20 protein-coding genes are annotated in these 14,617 nt (G+C 68.6%); 8 read left to right on the forward strand and 12 right to left on the reverse strand.

Annotated features, from left to right (window positions below; all coding sequences use genetic code 11):
• The first annotated feature begins 38 nt into the window (after positions 1 to 38).
• Positions 39 to 485: a BON domain-containing protein gene (locus tag HOQ08_RS07670; protein ID WP_291192959.1), complete on the forward strand. Its 447-nt coding sequence runs from the start codon at positions 39 to 41 to the stop codon at positions 483 to 485.
• 1,119 nt (positions 486 to 1,604) lie between these two features.
• Here HOQ08_RS07670 and HOQ08_RS07675 read toward each other — a convergent pair.
• Together HOQ08_RS07675 and HOQ08_RS07680 are read right to left on the reverse strand one after the other, a co-directional pair.
• On the reverse strand, positions 1,605 to 2,084 hold the full coding sequence (locus HOQ08_RS07675) for a VOC family protein (RefSeq protein ID WP_291192960.1): 480 nt from the start codon (positions 2,082 to 2,084) through the stop codon (positions 1,605 to 1,607).
• A gap of 180 nt (positions 2,085 to 2,264) precedes the next feature.
• Positions 2,265 to 3,158 carry a diguanylate cyclase gene (locus HOQ08_RS07680; protein WP_291192961.1) on the reverse strand — a complete coding sequence of 298 codons (894 nt, stop codon included), beginning with the start codon at positions 3,156 to 3,158 and terminating at the stop codon, positions 2,265 to 2,267.
• A gap of 238 nt (positions 3,159 to 3,396) precedes the next feature.
• Here HOQ08_RS07680 and HOQ08_RS07685 point away from each other — a divergent pair, with 238 nt between their 5' ends.
• Positions 3,397 to 3,825: a DUF1801 domain-containing protein gene (locus tag HOQ08_RS07685; protein ID WP_291192962.1), complete on the forward strand. Its 429-nt coding sequence runs from the start codon at positions 3,397 to 3,399 to the stop codon at positions 3,823 to 3,825.
• A 40-nt stretch (positions 3,826 to 3,865) separates the two neighbouring features.
• On the opposite strand, the gene HOQ08_RS07690 is transcribed toward HOQ08_RS07685, so the two are convergent.
• Positions 3,866 to 4,306 (reverse strand): barstar family protein, encoded by a 441-nt coding sequence (locus tag HOQ08_RS07690; protein ID WP_291192964.1) that lies wholly within the window; start codon positions 4,304 to 4,306, stop codon positions 3,866 to 3,868.
• Positions 4,307 to 4,459: 153 nt separating this feature from the next.
• Entirely contained in the window at positions 4,460 to 5,014 is a 555-nt protein-coding gene (locus tag HOQ08_RS07695) for a hypothetical protein (RefSeq protein ID WP_291192966.1), read from the reverse strand.
• Between the two features lie 258 nt (positions 5,015 to 5,272).
• Between HOQ08_RS07695 and HOQ08_RS07700 the strand changes: the two genes are divergently transcribed.
• Both HOQ08_RS07700 and HOQ08_RS07705 read left to right on the forward strand, forming a co-directional pair.
• Entirely contained in the window at positions 5,273 to 5,713 is a 441-nt protein-coding gene (locus HOQ08_RS07700; protein ID WP_291192968.1) for an SRPBCC family protein, read from the forward strand.
• A 42-nt stretch (positions 5,714 to 5,755) separates the two neighbouring features.
• Positions 5,756 to 6,223: a nuclear transport factor 2 family protein gene (locus HOQ08_RS07705; RefSeq protein WP_291192970.1), complete on the forward strand. Its 468-nt coding sequence runs from the start codon at positions 5,756 to 5,758 to the stop codon at positions 6,221 to 6,223.
• A gap of 34 nt (positions 6,224 to 6,257) precedes the next feature.
• Here HOQ08_RS07705 and HOQ08_RS07710 read toward each other — a convergent pair whose 3' ends face one another.
• Entirely contained in the window at positions 6,258 to 6,917 is a 660-nt protein-coding gene (locus HOQ08_RS07710; protein WP_291192994.1) for a thiopurine S-methyltransferase, read from the reverse strand.
• Positions 6,918 to 7,169: 252 nt separating this feature from the next.
• On the opposite strand from HOQ08_RS07710, the gene HOQ08_RS07715 reads away from it, so the two are divergent.
• Positions 7,170 to 7,502 (forward strand): carboxypeptidase-like regulatory domain-containing protein, encoded by a 333-nt coding sequence (locus tag HOQ08_RS07715; RefSeq protein WP_291192972.1) that lies wholly within the window; start codon positions 7,170 to 7,172, stop codon positions 7,500 to 7,502.
• 132 nt (positions 7,503 to 7,634) lie between these two features.
• Here HOQ08_RS07715 and HOQ08_RS07720 read toward each other — a convergent pair whose 3' ends face one another.
• Together HOQ08_RS07720 and HOQ08_RS07725 are read right to left on the reverse strand one after the other, a co-directional pair.
• The gene (locus HOQ08_RS07720; RefSeq protein WP_291192974.1) at positions 7,635 to 7,976 is read right to left on the reverse strand and encodes a metalloregulator ArsR/SmtB family transcription factor; all 342 of its coding nucleotides are present in this window, start codon (positions 7,974 to 7,976) and stop codon (positions 7,635 to 7,637) included.
• On the reverse strand, positions 7,973 to 8,440 hold the full coding sequence (locus HOQ08_RS07725) for an SRPBCC family protein (RefSeq protein ID WP_291192976.1): 468 nt from the start codon (positions 8,438 to 8,440) through the stop codon (positions 7,973 to 7,975). The genes HOQ08_RS07720 and HOQ08_RS07725 overlap by 4 nt, the downstream gene beginning before the upstream one ends.
• 129 nt (positions 8,441 to 8,569) lie before the next feature.
• On the opposite strand from HOQ08_RS07725, the gene HOQ08_RS07730 reads away from it, so the two are divergent.
• Positions 8,570 to 9,184, forward strand: a complete 615-nt coding sequence (locus HOQ08_RS07730; RefSeq protein ID WP_291192978.1) for a TMEM175 family protein — start codon at positions 8,570 to 8,572, stop codon at positions 9,182 to 9,184.
• A 92-nt stretch (positions 9,185 to 9,276) separates the two neighbouring features.
• A complete protein-coding gene (locus HOQ08_RS07735) occupies positions 9,277 to 10,824 on the forward strand; it encodes an oligopeptide:H+ symporter (protein ID WP_291192980.1) in 1,548 nt (515 codons plus the stop codon).
• 55 nt (positions 10,825 to 10,879) lie between these two features.
• On the opposite strand, the gene HOQ08_RS07740 is transcribed toward HOQ08_RS07735, so the two are convergent.
• From HOQ08_RS07740 to HOQ08_RS07760, 5 genes are all read right to left on the reverse strand, one after another.
• Entirely contained in the window at positions 10,880 to 11,236 is a 357-nt protein-coding gene (locus HOQ08_RS07740; protein WP_291192982.1) for a DUF1428 domain-containing protein, read from the reverse strand.
• 165 nt (positions 11,237 to 11,401) lie between these two features.
• Positions 11,402 to 12,475 carry a sugar-transfer associated ATP-grasp domain-containing protein gene (locus HOQ08_RS07745; RefSeq protein WP_291192984.1) on the reverse strand — a complete coding sequence of 358 codons (1,074 nt, stop codon included), beginning with the start codon at positions 12,473 to 12,475 and terminating at the stop codon, positions 11,402 to 11,404.
• A gap of 153 nt (positions 12,476 to 12,628) precedes the next feature.
• Complete coding sequence (gene msrA, locus HOQ08_RS07750; RefSeq protein ID WP_291192986.1) at positions 12,629 to 13,135, reverse strand: peptide-methionine (S)-S-oxide reductase MsrA; 507 nt, start codon at positions 13,133 to 13,135, stop codon at positions 12,629 to 12,631.
• Complete coding sequence (gene msrB, locus HOQ08_RS07755) at positions 13,132 to 13,584, reverse strand: peptide-methionine (R)-S-oxide reductase MsrB (protein ID WP_291192988.1); 453 nt, start codon at positions 13,582 to 13,584, stop codon at positions 13,132 to 13,134. Before msrB ends, msrA begins: the two co-directional genes overlap by 4 nt.
• 88 nt (positions 13,585 to 13,672) lie before the next feature.
• The gene (locus tag HOQ08_RS07760) at positions 13,673 to 14,098 is read right to left on the reverse strand and encodes a pyrimidine dimer DNA glycosylase/endonuclease V (RefSeq protein WP_291192990.1); all 426 of its coding nucleotides are present in this window, start codon (positions 14,096 to 14,098) and stop codon (positions 13,673 to 13,675) included.
• Positions 14,099 to 14,352: 254 nt separating this feature from the next.
• On the opposite strand from HOQ08_RS07760, the gene HOQ08_RS07765 reads away from it, so the two are divergent.
• The coding region (locus HOQ08_RS07765; RefSeq protein WP_291192992.1) for a tetratricopeptide repeat protein at positions 14,353 to 14,617 on the forward strand (265 nt) is incomplete at its 3' end.

The following is a 14,617-nucleotide window of genomic DNA, read 5'->3' on the forward strand; positions in this document are numbered from 1 at the left end:
CATCCACAGCTGGTGCCATGAACTCTCGGGAGGCAGCCGTGGGACAACTATTGAAGCTTGCCGCCGCTTTTGCGGCGGGCGCGGCGGCGATGTACCTGCTCGATCCGGTGGCTGGGCGCCGCCGGCGGGCGAGGGCGCGCGACCAGGCGGTGGCGGCCGGACACGACGTGCAGAAGTTCGCGCGCAACAAGGCGCGGCACGCGGCCGATCGATTGCATGGCGCAATGGCGCAGCGGCACGGCCGCGAGCCGTCCGACGACAGGCAACTGCAGGAGCGCATCCGCTCCAGGCTCGGCCACCTCGTGGCGCAGCCCGGGAAGGTCGAGGTCCATGTGGAGAAGGGCCGGGTGACGCTGAGCGGCTCAGCGGAACTGTCCGAGGTCGATGGGCTGGTCGCCGCGGTATCGGACATGCTGGGCGTCGAGCGCGTGGACAACCGGATGGGCGAGGGCCAGGAGGCGCCGCCCAGCCAGAGCAGGCATTAAACCTGAGTGCACCGGGACGCGGGCATCACTGTACCGATCGCCACTGACCTGCCCGCCGGCCCTGCACAATCAATCTCTGGCCGGTGGCGATCGGCAGGAACGACTCAAAGCGGACACCCTCGTTCCCCGGACCTTCGTCGCCGGGTCCGGCTATGCCGCCATCGTTTAGCCGGACCCAGCGAGCGGGGTTGCTCCTGAGATCAACGTATTGCGTCGCCCTTGGCGCTGACAGTTCGCGCATGTATAACCAGACCCACGTGTCCGCTTGTTCAGTAGTTAGGGCCCGCATGCAATCTTTCGTTCACGAGATACTTGTTGCCATAGGGTCCATAGGTGGGGCCTAACAACTCGTTCAAGGCGGACGGCTATGCCGCCGCTTAACTCCAGCGCAGGCGGCACAACAACCAGCGGCGCATACTCGTGAACCACGAACCGTTTCCTCCATCGCTGCGCGGTTCTTGCCACTGCGGCTCAGTGCGCCTTACGTTGCCGGCGGCGCCCGAAACGGCGACGAGTTGCAACTGCTCGTTATGTCGGCGCACGGGAGGAATATGGGCCTATTACGAGCTGGGCTCAGTCTCCATCGAAGGCCACCCGGAGAACACGGAAAGCTACATCTGGGGCGACCGAACCCTGAGGAATGTGCGGTGCAAGACCTGCGGTATCGTCACCCACTGGGAGCCGGTTGAATCCACGCCCGGCGCTCGCCACGGCGTGAACCTACGGAATTTTGAAACGACGCTCCTGGAGTCTGTCGTCATCAGGCGCTTCGACGGAGCAGACACTTGGAAATTCCTGGATTGAACACGTACCGCTTTTCGCATCGGACGCTCAGGGCTTCACAGGTGCCGCCTAACGGTTCGTCCAAGCTGACGTCGCCTCGCGGCACGGCTTAACTCAGGTGTTGGATGTCCGCTACTGGCCGATCCCGGCCTTGGCATCTCGTTGATCAAGATAGCGGCCGGCTGATCGCGACCGATCGGCCGAATTGATTGACTCGCCGGTGCGCGCACATCAAGCGCCGCGGCCGGAAGTCGCCTTGGGAAAAACGGGAACCTGAGCACCTTCCGGGAAGGCGACCCTGATCCCCGTTTGCGCGGCCGCCGGCCGTTGCGGCCGTCAGCCGCGCCGGGCCGCCTCGATCGCGGCGATGTCGATCTTGGTCATCTGCATCATGGCGTCGAACGCGCGCTTGGCCACAGCAGGGTCGGGATCGGTGACGGCAGCGGTCAGCGCGCGCGGGGTGATCTGCCACGACAGTCCCCACTTGTCCTTGCACCAGCCGCAGGCGCTTGGGCTGCCGCCGTTGTCGATGATCGCGTTCCACAGGCGGTCGGTTTCCGCCTGGTCGTCGGTCGCCACCTGGAACGAGAACGCCTCGTCGTGCTGGAAGGCGGGTCCGCCGTTCAACCCCAGGCACGGGATGCCCATGACCGTGAACTCGACCGTCAGGATGTTGCCCTGCTTACCCGCCGGATAGTCGCCCGGCGCACGATGGACGGCGCCCACGGCGCTGTCCGGAAACGTCTTGGCGTAGAAGGTCGCGGCATCCAGGGCGGTGCCGTTGTACCAGAGGCAGACCGTGTTCTTGCTGGGCATTTCGGTTCTCCTGTTCAGGGCGTAAAGGATGTTCTTAATCCTTCGACGAATGACGTGCGTGCAGATCGACACGGCAACAAGGGCTCTCGTCAGTAGAAACGGCGCGCGCGGTCGCCTGAAGGCAGGACGCTGGGCCTGCGCGGTGCCGGGCCCGGCCGCGGTATCCCAATGGCGGCTTGTTCAGGGGCCCGAGGCGACGTCGCGGGGCGCAGCGGGGTCGCCCAGGCCGCGGCCGTTGCGCTTGGCCGCGTACATCGCGTGATCGGCGTACGCGAGCAGGGCGTCCGGATCGCTTCCGTCGACGGGAAAGCAGGCGATGCCGACGCTGGCATCCAGCCGGAACACGCCCTCGGGCAGGGTGCAGGGCGGGCACAGGCTGGCGCGCAGGCTTTGCGCGATGGCGTGGGCAGCCTGGGTGTCGCGGCAACCGGGCAGCAGCGCGACGAACTCGTCGCCGCCGACGCGGGCCACCAGGTCGCCCTGGCGCAGGCCGTGCTGCAGGCGCTGCGCGACTTCGCCCAGCAGGCGATCGCCCACGTCGTGCCCGCAGCGGTCGTTGATGCCCTTGAAGCCGTCCAGGTCCAGGTAGAGCACGGCCAGTCCGTCGCCCGTCTGCGCCGCGTGCGCGATGGCGTACTGCAGTTCGTGTTGCAGGCGGTGGCGGTTGGGCAAGCCGGTCAGCGGATCGTGGGTGGCGAGGTGTTCGAGCTCGCGCTCGGCGCGGCGCAGTTCGGTCACTTCGTGGGCCACGCCGATGCGCACGCCGTGCTCGGGGACCCAGCGGGCCGACCATTGAATGTCCACGCTGTGGCCGTTCTTGTGGACGTAGCGATTGCGGAAGTGGAGCTGCAGTGCACCGGTCATCACTTGTTCGGCCTGCTGCATGGTCGCTGCGCGGTCGTCGGGATGGACCAGTTCGAATATGCGCCGCCCGACCACCTCGTCGCTGGTGTAGCCGACGATGCGTTCGAAACCCGCGCTGACGAACAGGATGTGGCCCTCGGCATCGACGACGCAGACCGCATCGGGCATCAGGTCGAGCAGTTCGGCGGGCGGGGGCAGCTTCGGGATCATGGCGTTGCCGGGTTCGTGGCACCCATCGTGCGGGTGTGGTTCCAGTATGGTCGGGCGGCCGGCAGGTGTGAACCGGTCCGGCGGCGTGCCGGACCGGTCGGACGGGACACCCTTCCGCGCGTGACGCATCTTCAACCGGCCGACGACTTCCGGTGTGATTGCCTGTGCCATCCACGGCGGGCAACATGCCCCGATCTGACGCCGTTTCGGATCCTCCGCATTGCCTAAGGAAGACGCCATGAAGAAATCCGCCTCGACCGATGGCCAGCGGGCATCGGAGCTGATCGACAGCCGCATCGCCGAGCTCGGCGACTGGCGCGGCAAGACCCTGGCCCGCATGCGCGGCCTCATCAAGGAAGCGGCCCCCGGCGTGGTGGAGGAGTGGAAGTGGATGGGCACTCCCGTGTGGTCGCATGACGGGATCATCTGCACGGGCGAGTCCTACAAGGCGGTAGTCAAGCTGACCTTCGCCAAAGGGGCCTCGCTGGAGGATCCGGCCAGGCTCTTCAACTCCAGCCTGGAGGGAAACACCCGGCGCGCGATCGACATCCGCGAAGGGGAAGCGGTGGATGCCGAGGCGTTCAAGGCGCTCATCCGCGCTGCGGTCGCCCTCAATGCCTCGGGTGCGAAGGCGAAGCCGGCGCGGACGAAGAGCCAGCGGACGTGATCCGGCGCGCGGGTGCCATAATTCCGTTTGACGCATGAGGTCAGGCGTCGATGGCGGCATCGAGCGTTTCGCTGTCCGGAAAGGTCATGAACGCGAAGAAGGGCACGCCGCGCGCGTGCCAGTCGCGCGCGACGGTCCGCAGGTGGCCGCGCAGCGACTGATAGGCCGCAGGCGCCCGGGCGCGCAGCACGTCGGCGTGGTCGAGCATCAGCACGTAGCCGGGCGCGGGCAGCCAGTGCAGGTCGCGCAGGCCCGTCGCCAAGGCGTCCCAGTCGTCGGCGCGGGACGGCAGCTGGAACGTTTGCGCCAGGCATCGCAGCAGGCCTTCGTCGCCGGCGCAGTCGCGCAGGTCCACGCGCAGCAGGCGCAGGCCGGCACGCACCGCATCGTCGACGAGCGTGGCCGGGTCGTCGGGCACCACGCGATAGACGCCATCGCGCTCGGCGTCGTGCAGGTCGAGCTGGAGCACGCGGCTGGTCATGGTAGCGCTCCCCCCTTGTGGCGATGGCGGCTTGATACGCCCCGTGCCGTGTGCGGCCGGTGACAAGCCATGCCTGGCCGCGGCATCGCCCCGCCCCGGATCGCCCCGGGGAACTGCGTCTACGCCTGCCCGGTCGACAGCCGGCCCGCCGCGCTACCGGATGGGTGCCATCAGGTGCCGATAGGGCGTACCGGCCCACATGACATAGGGCGCGTCGGTCACGGGATCGGCCGACTTCGGGTACTGGTCGTAGAAGGCGTCGTCAGCGCCGACGACCATCACGTGCGGGCCGGTCTTGATCCAGTGCTTTCCACCGGGCGTCTTCGCGTAGGGGTCGGTGTTGCTCGCGTCGGTGCCGCCTTCGAGCATGTACATCAGCCCCACCTTGCCGACCGGTGGCGCCGCATGGGTGAGCCAGGCGTGCATCCAGGCCATGGCGGCCTTGTCGGCGCACATCGGGTCAGGACCGGGCGTGGCGGGCGAATCGGGAATGCAGGTGAAGCCGTTGGTGCCTTGCCGCAAGGTGCGCATGCTGCCATTGGGTGCGATCGCCATGATGGTCGCGTGCGGGCCGACGCCTGGGGGCGCGGCGCGCATGGCGCTGGCGATGAGTTCGGCGTCGCTGGCCGGCTTGGGTTGGGCGGCCTGCACTGCGCCGGCGGCGAGCAGCCCGGCGGCGAGGACGAGCGGAGTGATCGAGGTAGGCATGACGGCCTCCTGCAGCAACTGGCGCGGCCAGCCCGGCATACCCCGGCGCAGCTTCGTCCGCGCTGCGTTACCGGCGGATCAAGCGCAGGTCACGGAGCGGACGACGATGAGCAACCCTGCGCCGAGTCCTGGTGCCGACCGTGTCAATGGGGCCACCGTCCGTGGCATGCGCCGGCTGGCCGGTCGAAATCCCGCGCCCGCATTCGTCGTGGCTGCAGAAGATATTCTCCGTCACTCCCCCAACCAAAGGTGGAAACCATGGGTACCGTCCAACTGCACCGCGTCCTGCGTACCACGCCCGAGCGCCTGTTCCGCGCGTTCGTCGATCCCGATGCCATGGTCAAGTGGCTGCCGCCGAACGGGTTCACCGCCAAGGTCCACCACATGGACGCCAGGGTGGGCGGAAGCTACCGGATGTCGTTCACGAATTTCTCCACGGGCAACGGCCATACCTTCGGCGGGACTTACCTGGAGCTGCAGCCGGGTGAGCGGCTGCGCTACACGGACAGGTTCGACGACCCGAACCTGGCCGGCGAGATGGTCACGACGGTTTCGCTGGCGAAGGTCTCCTGCGGCACCGAACTGCGGGTCGTGCAGGAAGGCATTCCCGATGCGATCCCGACGGAGGCGTGCTACCTCGGCTGGCAGGAATCGCTGGTGCTGCTGGCCAAGCTGGTCGAGGCCGAGATCCCGGACTGAATGCTAGGCTGCCGCGGGTCCAGGGCAGCGGGGAGGTGAGCCATGCGCATATCAGCTTGTGCGATCGCGTTGGGGCTGTTGCTGGCGTGCGCGGCGGGTCCGCTGCGCGCCGCCGGCGCGGCCGATGAAGCGGCGGCCATCCGCCAGGTGATGGCCGCACAGCAGGCGGCATGGAACCGCGCCGACATCGATGCCTTCATGCGCGGCTACAAGGACGCGCCCGACACCACCTTCGTGGGCCGCTCGGTGCGCAAGGGCTACCGCGCGATCCTGGAGAGCTACCGCCGGCACTATGCCGGCACGGCGCAGATGGGCCGGCTGACCTTCTCCGACATCGACGTGCGGCTGCTGCCCGGCGCCGGCGGCGAGGTGCGCTACGCGGCGGTGACGGGCCGCTTCCATCTCGACCGCACGGCCCACGGCGAGGTTGCGCAGGACGATGGCGTGTATTCGCTGCTGTGGGAGAAGACCGCGCAGGGCTGGAAGATCATCCTGGACCATTCCAGCTGACCGGGCAGGCCCGCGTGCCCGTCGGGCGCGGCGGTCAGGCGCGGCGGTCGAGCCGGAAGACGTCGGTAGCCATCGCGCTCAGGCCGCGCGTGGCCCAGCCGGGGTCGTCGGCGTAGATGTCGCGGTGTTCCAGCGCCGCGACCTGCCAGCCGGGCTCGAGAAGCTGGCGGACTTCGGCTGGCGATACGGCAAAGGGCGGGCCGTCCATCTCGGCGGGCGGATAGTCGAGCGTGATCATCAGCCCGCGGCAACCGGCCGGCAGGCGGCCATAGACCGACTGGGCGTAGTGCCGACGCATCGGTTCGGGCAGCGCGATCAGCGCCGCGCGGTCGTACACGGCGGCACAGCCGGCCAGGGTCGCGGCGTCCAGATCGAACACGTTGCCCTGGACGATTTCGATCCCGCCGGCGACGTAGTGCTCGCCGCAGGACGAAACGTGGCGGTGCGGCTGCAGCCCCTGCTCGGCGAAGAACGCATGCACGGCCAGCGGCGACAACTCCACGCCAAGCACGCGCAGGCCCTGAGCCGCCAGCCAGGCCATGTCCAGCGTCTTGCCGGCCAGCGGCACCAGCACGCGGCTGCCGCGCGGCACCTCCAGCGCCGGCCAGTGCCTTTCGAGCAGCGGCATGACCTCGGAACGGTGGAAGCCGGTGCGGCCTTCGCGCCAGCGTTCGAGCCAGAAGCTTGCGTCCACGGCAACGCTCTCCGGAAATGGAATCGGACGATTGTGCGTGGGCATGGCCTGGCTGCCTAGGGGCACGATGCGGCCGCGGGGCGCCGGCGCTTCCCATGCCAGTGGTCGTGGTGACTGCGGCGTTGCCCATCCCTATGCTGCACGGGCTGGACGGCACGCCGTCCGGCCGATGGTCATCGATGGACAACACTTCCAAGGAGAGCATGCATGGACAAGGGGATGCATTTCGGAGCGGTTCGCGGTCGGGTCCTGGTGGCAGCGCTTGTCGCAGGCCTGGGTGTTCTGCTGGAGCCGGCGGCGGTGCGGGCGCAGGACACCGGCGGCACCATCTTCGGCTGGGCGCCGGCCGGGCAGACGGTGACGGTGAAGGGCAGCACCGAGGCACGGCGCCACGTCACCGTAAAGGACAGCGGCCGCTACTCCATCGGCCGCCTGCCGCTGGGGACCTATACGGTCACGCTGGAGAAGGAAGGCAAGGAGGTCGACGTGCGCCCGAACATCGGCCTGCAGGTCGGACGGGGCGCCGAGGTCGATTTCGCCTGTCCCGCCGATCACTGCGAAAAGCAGGTCTCGGAAGAAAGCTGAGCCGGTGGACGGAGGCCATCAAGGCCGATGGTCTCCGCCCCTGCCTTGAGCGGGTAGGCCGCCGGCGGATTGCGCGGGCTCCGATCGGGCAAGCGCTGCGGCGTTGCGCGTGCCGGAAGCGCCGGCCCAGGGTCATTCCTCCACCAGCGCCTTGAGGCGGGCCAGGCGGGCGTCCCATTGGCTGGAGACCCAGCCGACGTAGCGGCGGATGTCTTCGATCGGCGCCGGATCGAGCACGTACAGCCGCTCGCGTCCCGCGCGTTCGTGCCGCACGATGCGCGCGCGTTCGAGCACGCGCAGGTGCTTGGTGATCGCCTGCCGCGTCAGCGGGTGGCCTTCGCTGAGCTGGACGATGGAGCGGCGCGAGCCGTCGCTGAGCCGGTTCACGATCGCCAGCCGCGTGGGATCGCCCAGCGCGGCAAACACGCCGGCCGTCCTGGCGGGCGCACGCGGCGGGCGGGCGCCGGCGATCATGCGGCGCCGCCGCGGGCGGTTTCCTCGACGTGGCGGCGGATGTTCTCCATCTGCGCAGCCCAGCCGCCCTCGTTCATGCGGAACGCTTCGTCGCGCCGGTGCGCCGGGATGTGATCGAAGCCCGTTTCGGTAACGGTGAGCAGCGTGCCGTCGCCGTGGGGTTCCAGCCGGAACTCGACCAGCGTCGGCGGCTCGGTCGAGTAGTCGACGGCCGGGTCGATCGCATAGGGATGCCAGGTGAACGAGAACAGCCGCTCGGGCAGCATCTGCTTCACGACCGCGCGCCAGGTGACGTGTTCGTAGCCTGGGTAGGTGATGCGGCCGATACATTCCTTGCCCGGCTCGAAGGGTTCGGCGAGCTTTACCTGGAACCACGCGCCGAATTCCCGGTGATCGGTCAGAGCGCGCCAGACGCGGGAGACCGGGGCCTTCAGTTCGATACTTTTCTCGATGCGATCGTTCATGGCTACCTCCTGGTTGCCTGTAGCCTGCTCCCGTCGCGCGCCATAGGCAACCCCAAGGTTGCCTATGGAACGTCGCCAGCGGTCGGCCGCGGCCGGCTTCGGCGGCGCGGGCGGGGAAGTTGCTATGTTGTGCGCACGGCGATCGCGGAGGCGGCGATGGGCAAGGGGCGGCTGGAAGCGTTCAGCGATGGCGTCATCGCGATCATCATCACCATCATGGTGCTGGAGCTGAAGGTGCCGCACGGCTACACCTTCGCGTCGCTCGCGCCCCTGCTGCCGGTGATGCTGAGCTACGTGCTGAGCTTCATCTACGTGGGCATCTACTGGAACAACCACCACCACATGCTGGCCGTATCGCGACGGGTCTCGGGCGGTGTGCTGTGGGCCAACCTGCACCTGCTCTTCTGGCTGTCGCTGTTTCCCTTCGCCACCGCCTGGATGGGCGAGAACCATTTCGCCCCGGCGCCCACGGCCGCCTACGGCGGCGTGTTGCTGATGGCGGCGGTCGCATACTGGCTGCTGCAGCGCGCATTGATCCACCGACAGGGTGCCGGCTCGGTGCTCGAGCGCGCGATCGGCAGCGACTGGAAGGGCAAGCTCTCGCCCGTGATCTACGCGCTGGGCATCGTGGCCACCTGCCGGGCCGCCTGGATCGCGCAACTGCTCTATGCGTCGGCGGCCGTGATGTGGCTGGTGCCGGATCGGCGCATCGAGGGCCTCGTCGACGAGCACGACGCCGGCTAGGCAACGCCTTCGACCGGTCGGCGGGGTGAAGCGTTCTTGCTAGAGTGCGGCGTTGGGCAGTCGCGCTCGATGGCCCAGGCATGGGAGAACGCATGGGCACCACTGACCACGACGGCCGCCTGCCGCGGCAGATCGGCTACATCATCGGCAACGAGGGCTGCGAGCGGTTCTCGTTCTACGGGATGCGCAACATCCTCACGCCGTTCCTGATCAGCAGCCTGCTGGCCTACATGCCCGAGGCCGAGCGCACGCTGGCGGCCAAAGACGTGTTCCACAGTTTCGTCATCGGCGTGTACTTCTTTCCGCTGCTGGGCGGATGGATCGCCGACCGCTTCTTCGGCAAGTACCACACGGTGCTGTGGATGAGCCTGGTGTACTGCCTGGGCCACGCCTGCCTGGCGCTGTTCGAGGACCACCGCATCGGCTTTTTCATCGGCCTGGGGCTGATCGCGCTGGGCGCCGGCGGCATCAAGCCGCTGGTGGCCTCGTTCGTGGGCGATCAGTTCGACCAGTCGAACAAGCACCTGGCGAAGCTGGTGTTCGACGCCTTCTACTGGATCATCAACTTCGGCTCGTTCTTCGCCTCCTTGCTGATGCCGATCTTCCTGCGGCGGTTCGGCGCGGCGGTGGCGTTCGGCATCCCAGGCGCGCTGATGTTCGCCGCTACCGTGGTGTTCTGGCTGGGCCGGCGCCAGTACGTGATGGTGCCGCCGGCGCCGCCGGAGCGCGATGCGTTCTCGCGCGTGCTGCGCACCGCGCTGCTCAGCCACCGGCAAGGGCAGGCGCGGCCGGGCCTGTGGATTGCCGGCGCCGGCGTACTGGCCGCGCTGGCCTCGTTCGCACTGGTTCCGACGCTGGGCTTCATCATCGCAGCCTGCCTGGCGCTGGTGGCGCTGATCGCCGGCATCGGCGGCGGCGCCTGGCTGCAGATGGAGCGCGCCCGCGGCGAGCATCCGGACGCGGCGGTGGACGGCGCGCGCAACGTGCTGCGCGTGCTGGTGATCTTCGCGCTGACCACGCCGTTCTTCTCGCTGTTCGACCAGAAGGCCTCGACCTGGGTGGTGCAGGGCGGCCACATGACCATGCCCGACTGGTTCCATCCGGCGCAGATGCAGGCGCTGAACCCGCTGCTGGTGATGCTGCTGATCCCGTTCAACAACCTGGTGCTGTTTCCGCTGCTGCGCCGGCTCGGGCTCGTGCCCACCGCGCTGCGCCGGATGACCGCGGGCATCGCCTTCAGCGGCCTGGCCTGGATCGTGATCGGCGCGCTGCAGGTGGCGATCGATGGCGGCGGCGCGCTCTCGATCGCCTGGCAGGTGCTGCCGTACGCGCTGCTGACCCTGGGCGAGGTGCTGGTGTCGGCCACCGGCCTGGAGTTCGCCTACAGCCAGGCGCCAGCGTCGATGAAGGGCGTGGTGATGAGTTTCTGGAACCTCACCACGACGATCGGCAACCTGTGGGTGCTGCTGGCCAACGCGGCGGTGCGCAACGATGCCGTCACTGGCTCGATCGCGGGCAGCGGGCTCAGCACGATCGCGTTCCAGATGTTCTTCTTCGCCGCGTTCGCGTTGCTGGCGGCGCTGGCATTCGGCCTGTACGCGCGGCGGTATCGGGAGCGGGACTATTACCGGGCTGGGTAGTGGGCGCCTTTCCCCGGTTCGGGGGAGGGCGCCACAACGAGGCTTGCGGCGTGTATCAGTGGCCCACAGCCACCACCGGCGCGAAGCCGCCGAAGATCATCCGCTTGCCGTCGAACGGCATCGGGGTATCGGGGCCGATGCGCGGGTCTTCCATGACCTTCTTCATGCCGGCATCGCGGGTGGCCTTGTCCGGCCATTCGATCCAGGAGAACACGACCGTCTCCTCCGGCGTGGCCTGCACGGCCCGGTGGAAGTCGGTGAGCTTGCCCGTGGGCACGTCGTCGCCCCAGCACTCCTGCACGCGGCTGGCGCCGAACTCGAGGAAGATGGCATCGAAATGCCGGGCGTGGTCGATGAACTGCTGCTTGTTGGCCGTGGGCACGGCGATGACGAAGCCGTCGATGTAGGACATGGAAAACTCCTTGGGCTGTAGTCGGGTGGAATGTCGGTTGCAGAAGTCCGAATGCCTCCAGCGGTCGACGCAGGCGAGGGGATTTTTCGGGCTCGCCCATCGCGACGAACGGGCCGCGGCGGAATCGACATCGCGCCCGGAATCAGTTCCGGCCGGCGGCGGCGCTCAGGCCGCTGCACGCTTCCACAGATGTTCCCAGCCCAGCCCGCGGAAGCAGGGGCCGGTGGTGGCCTCGGAAAACTTGATGTCGTTGTAGCGCGCGTTCCATTCCATGATCCGCGGCCGCTCCTGCCGGTCGATGCACAGGTCCCAGCCCAGGCAGAGCATGTGCGGGCAGCTCTGGTGCAGCGACCTGCACAGTTGCGCCGCCTCGTCGTAATGCGGGATAGCCTGGCCGGCGAAACGGAAACGGGTGTCGGGGTGTGTGTCCGTGCGCTGCCAGTCGTGCAGGTAGCCGGTATCGCCCAGCGTGCCGCGTGCGGCGTCGACGGCGACGCGCACGTGGCTGCGGCAGCTCACGATGTCGTCGCTGGCACGGCCCAGGCGCAGGTAGGCGGCCTTGACCGCGATGGTGCCGTCGAGCTCGCGCGCGGTGGTGATGCGCAGGGTGGCGGTGGAGCGCGGGCTTATCGCCGCGAAGAAGTCGTGCTGGCGGATGGGCGCCTGGAACACTCCGTCGGGAAGCCGGCCCGGGCCGGAGGCGGAAAAATCCGCGCGCGTCATGAAGGTCACGCTGCGGCCCTGGTAGGAGTTGTCGGCCTTGAACACCGTGCGTTCGTCCTGCGCGAACAGGATCTCGGTCAGCTCCGTCGCCGATACCGGCCGGTAGTCGCGCGCGTAGTAGATGCCGTCGATGACGTAAGCGAGGTCCGGCAGCGCGTCGGTGCCGAGGATGCGGTTGGTGAAGGACTTGACCAGCGCGACCTTGGCCACCTCGCCGCCCTTGAGCGGGTCGACCACCAGGCCGTAGTAGTTGTCGGGAATCCAGCCCTCGCGGAAGCCGCCACTGACTGCGGCGTAGACCTGCAGCCAGGGCGCGTAGCGGGCGCTGCCCAGTACCTCGCGCGCGTACTCGTCCGCGCAGCGGACCAGCGCCTTGCCTGTCGGCCCCCGCTGGCGCTCCACCGAGCGCAGCACCGCGCGCGCCTGGTGGTTGGAGTGGATCTGGCGCAGCCCGGTGAAGGCGCGCGTGGCCGCAGCGGCGGCGGTGTTCTTCAGCGACGTGGGCGAGAGGGGCATCCTGCACTCCTGACGGGGTACGCAGCGGGCTGCCGGTTTCTCAGTTGGCGCGCCCCCGCGGGCACGATCCACGGCCGCTCCCGCCCGCGGCAAGCGGCCTGGGCCGTCATACCGGGGCGATCCTCAAGAAGCCGTGAACGACCGCGGCGTGCGTCAGCCGGCTTCGGTGCGCCGGGGCAGTTTCCAGCCGGGCCGCACGAAGTGGCAGGTGTAGCCGGTGGGGTAGTGCTGCAGGTAGTCCTGGTGTTCGGGCTCGGCTTCCCAGAAGTCGCCGGCCGGAGCCACCTCGGTCACCACCTTGCCCGGCCACAGGCCGGAGGCATCGACATCGGCGATGGTGTCCTGCGCGACACGCCGCTGCTCGTCGTTGGTGTAGTAGATCGCCGAGCGGTAGCTCGCGCCGCGGTCGTTGCCCTGCCGGTTGGGCGTGGTGGGGTCGTGGATCTGGAAGAAGAACTCCAGCAACCGGCGGTAGCTGATGCGCTGCGGGTCGAAGAGGATCTCGACCGTCTCGGCATGGCTGCCGTGGTTGCGGTAGGTGGCGTTGGGCACGTCGCCGCCCGAATAGCCCACCCGGGTGGAGAGGATGCCGTCCTGGTGGCGCAGCAGTTCCTGCATGCCCCAGAAGCAGCCGCCGGCGAGGATGGCGCGCTCGCTCATGGCCTGGCCTCCTCGAACAATCCGCGATATTGGCCGTAGCCCTCGCGTTCCAGTGCGTCGACCGGCACGAAACGCAGCGAGGCCGAGTTGATGCAATAGCGCAGGCCGCCGGCCTCGCGCGGGCCATCGGGAAAGACATGGCCCAGGTGGCTGTCGCCGTGGCTGGAGCGCACCTCGGTGCGGATCATGCCGTGGCTGGCATCGCGCTTCTCGACGACGTTGGCGGACTCGACCGGCCGCGTGAAGCTCGGCCAGCCGCAATGGCTCTCGAACTTGTCCAGCGAAGTGAACAGCGGCTCGCCGGAGACCACGTCCACGTACAGGCCCGGCTCCCGGTGGTCGTTGTAGGCATTGTCGAACGGCCGCTCGGTGCCGCTCTGCTGGGTCACGCGGAACTGCTCGGGGCTGAGGCGGGCGAGCGCCTCGGGCGTCTTGCTGTAGGTCGGCATGGCGAACCTCGTTTGGCGGCTACCACCACGTAGTTTGGGATGGGCATGGCCGATCCCAACACTCAGGTCCATTCCAGATGGACTTGGGTCACGGCCGCTCCCACGACGCCACCGGCCCCGGCTGCAGCAGGAACAGCGGATGGCAGCACGGCTGCCGGCCCCGCCACTGTTCGAACGCCGCGGGGCTGCGCGCCTCCAGCTTGCGCAGCAGGTGCTGCCATTCGAACTCCATCTGTCCGGCGCTGGCGACGATGGAAGCCACGGGTTGCAGCGGCCCGAGCTTGCTGCGGTCGAAGGCATAGCCGCGCGCGGCGGCTTCTTCCTGCACGACGGCCAGGTAGGCGTCGATCGCCCGCTCCGGCGCCTGGTGCGCGCGGAAGCGTTCAAGTTGCGGGTGATGCCGGTAGCCGCGCGTCTGGCCGTGCAACACCGCGCGGGCGAGCAGCCCCTCGCGCCACAGCGCGAGCAGGCCCTGGCGATCCAGGTACTTGGGGTGCAGGGTCCAGAGGCGCACGCGAAGACCATCCCATAGGGCAGCCGCCATTATGGACGGAGCCGCCCTGGTCCGTGCCGGGGCCGCGCCGGCCGGGTCCGCCGTATGAAACGCAACCGGTGCACGCAAGATTTTTCACCCACTACCGGCGGCGCGCGTTCGCCGCTAGGCTGCGCAGCATCCCGTGAGGAGCGTCGCATGCAGTGCACCTGGCCCGTGGCGTATGGACGGTCGTTCGCGACCCGGCCCATCGGTGCGCCTCCGGGGCGGCATGCATGATCGAGGCCGCCGCGACCGGCACGCTGGAACAGGCGCTGGCCCACGCGGCGCGGCTGCTGGACAGCGATCCGGCGCTTGCCGCCGAGCAGGCCGGCGCCATCCTCGAGGCCATTCCCGGGCACCCCGTGGCCTTGCGCCTGCTGGCCGCCGCGTACACGGCGCGGGGCGACACGGCCGAGGCGCTGGCCATCCTGCAGCCGCTGGCCGGCAGCCAGCCGAACTGGGCCGCGGCACACCTGGACCTAGATCGGAAGAGCACAC

Origin of the sequence: Frateuria sp. (assembly GCF_013362045.1) — a bacterium.
Classification (GTDB): Bacteria; Pseudomonadota; Gammaproteobacteria; order Xanthomonadales; family Rhodanobacteraceae; genus Frateuria_A.

Coding starts and splice junctions, on each gene's coding strand:
- HOQ08_RS07720 (WP_291192974.1), bottom strand. CDS start 7,976: ATGATCGCCGGCGCCCGCCCGCCGCGTGCGCCCGCCAGGACGGCCGGC.
- HOQ08_RS07680 (WP_291192961.1), bottom strand. CDS start 3,158: ATGATCCCGAAGCTGCCCCCGCCCGCCGAACTGCTCGACCTGATGCCC.
- HOQ08_RS07685 (WP_291192962.1), top strand. CDS start 3,397: ATGAAGAAATCCGCCTCGACCGATGGCCAGCGGGCATCGGAGCTGATC.
- HOQ08_RS07735 (WP_291192980.1), top strand. CDS start 9,277: ATGGGCACCACTGACCACGACGGCCGCCTGCCGCGGCAGATCGGCTAC.
- HOQ08_RS07695 (WP_291192966.1), bottom strand. CDS start 5,014: ATGCCTACCTCGATCACTCCGCTCGTCCTCGCCGCCGGGCTGCTCGCC.
- msrB (WP_291192988.1), bottom strand. CDS start 13,584: ATGCCGACCTACAGCAAGACGCCCGAGGCGCTCGCCCGCCTCAGCCCC.
- HOQ08_RS07700 (WP_291192968.1), top strand. CDS start 5,273: ATGGGTACCGTCCAACTGCACCGCGTCCTGCGTACCACGCCCGAGCGC.
- HOQ08_RS07745 (WP_291192984.1), bottom strand. CDS start 12,475: ATGCCCCTCTCGCCCACGTCGCTGAAGAACACCGCCGCCGCTGCGGCC.
- HOQ08_RS07725 (WP_291192976.1), bottom strand. CDS start 8,440: ATGAACGATCGCATCGAGAAAAGTATCGAACTGAAGGCCCCGGTCTCC.
- HOQ08_RS07690 (WP_291192964.1), bottom strand. CDS start 4,306: ATGACCAGCCGCGTGCTCCAGCTCGACCTGCACGACGCCGAGCGCGAT.
- HOQ08_RS07740 (WP_291192982.1), bottom strand. CDS start 11,236: ATGTCCTACATCGACGGCTTCGTCATCGCCGTGCCCACGGCCAACAAG.
- HOQ08_RS07705 (WP_291192970.1), top strand. CDS start 5,756: ATGCGCATATCAGCTTGTGCGATCGCGTTGGGGCTGTTGCTGGCGTGC.
- msrA (WP_291192986.1), bottom strand. CDS start 13,135: ATGAGCGAGCGCGCCATCCTCGCCGGCGGCTGCTTCTGGGGCATGCAG.
- HOQ08_RS07675 (WP_291192960.1), bottom strand. CDS start 2,084: ATGCCCAGCAAGAACACGGTCTGCCTCTGGTACAACGGCACCGCCCTG.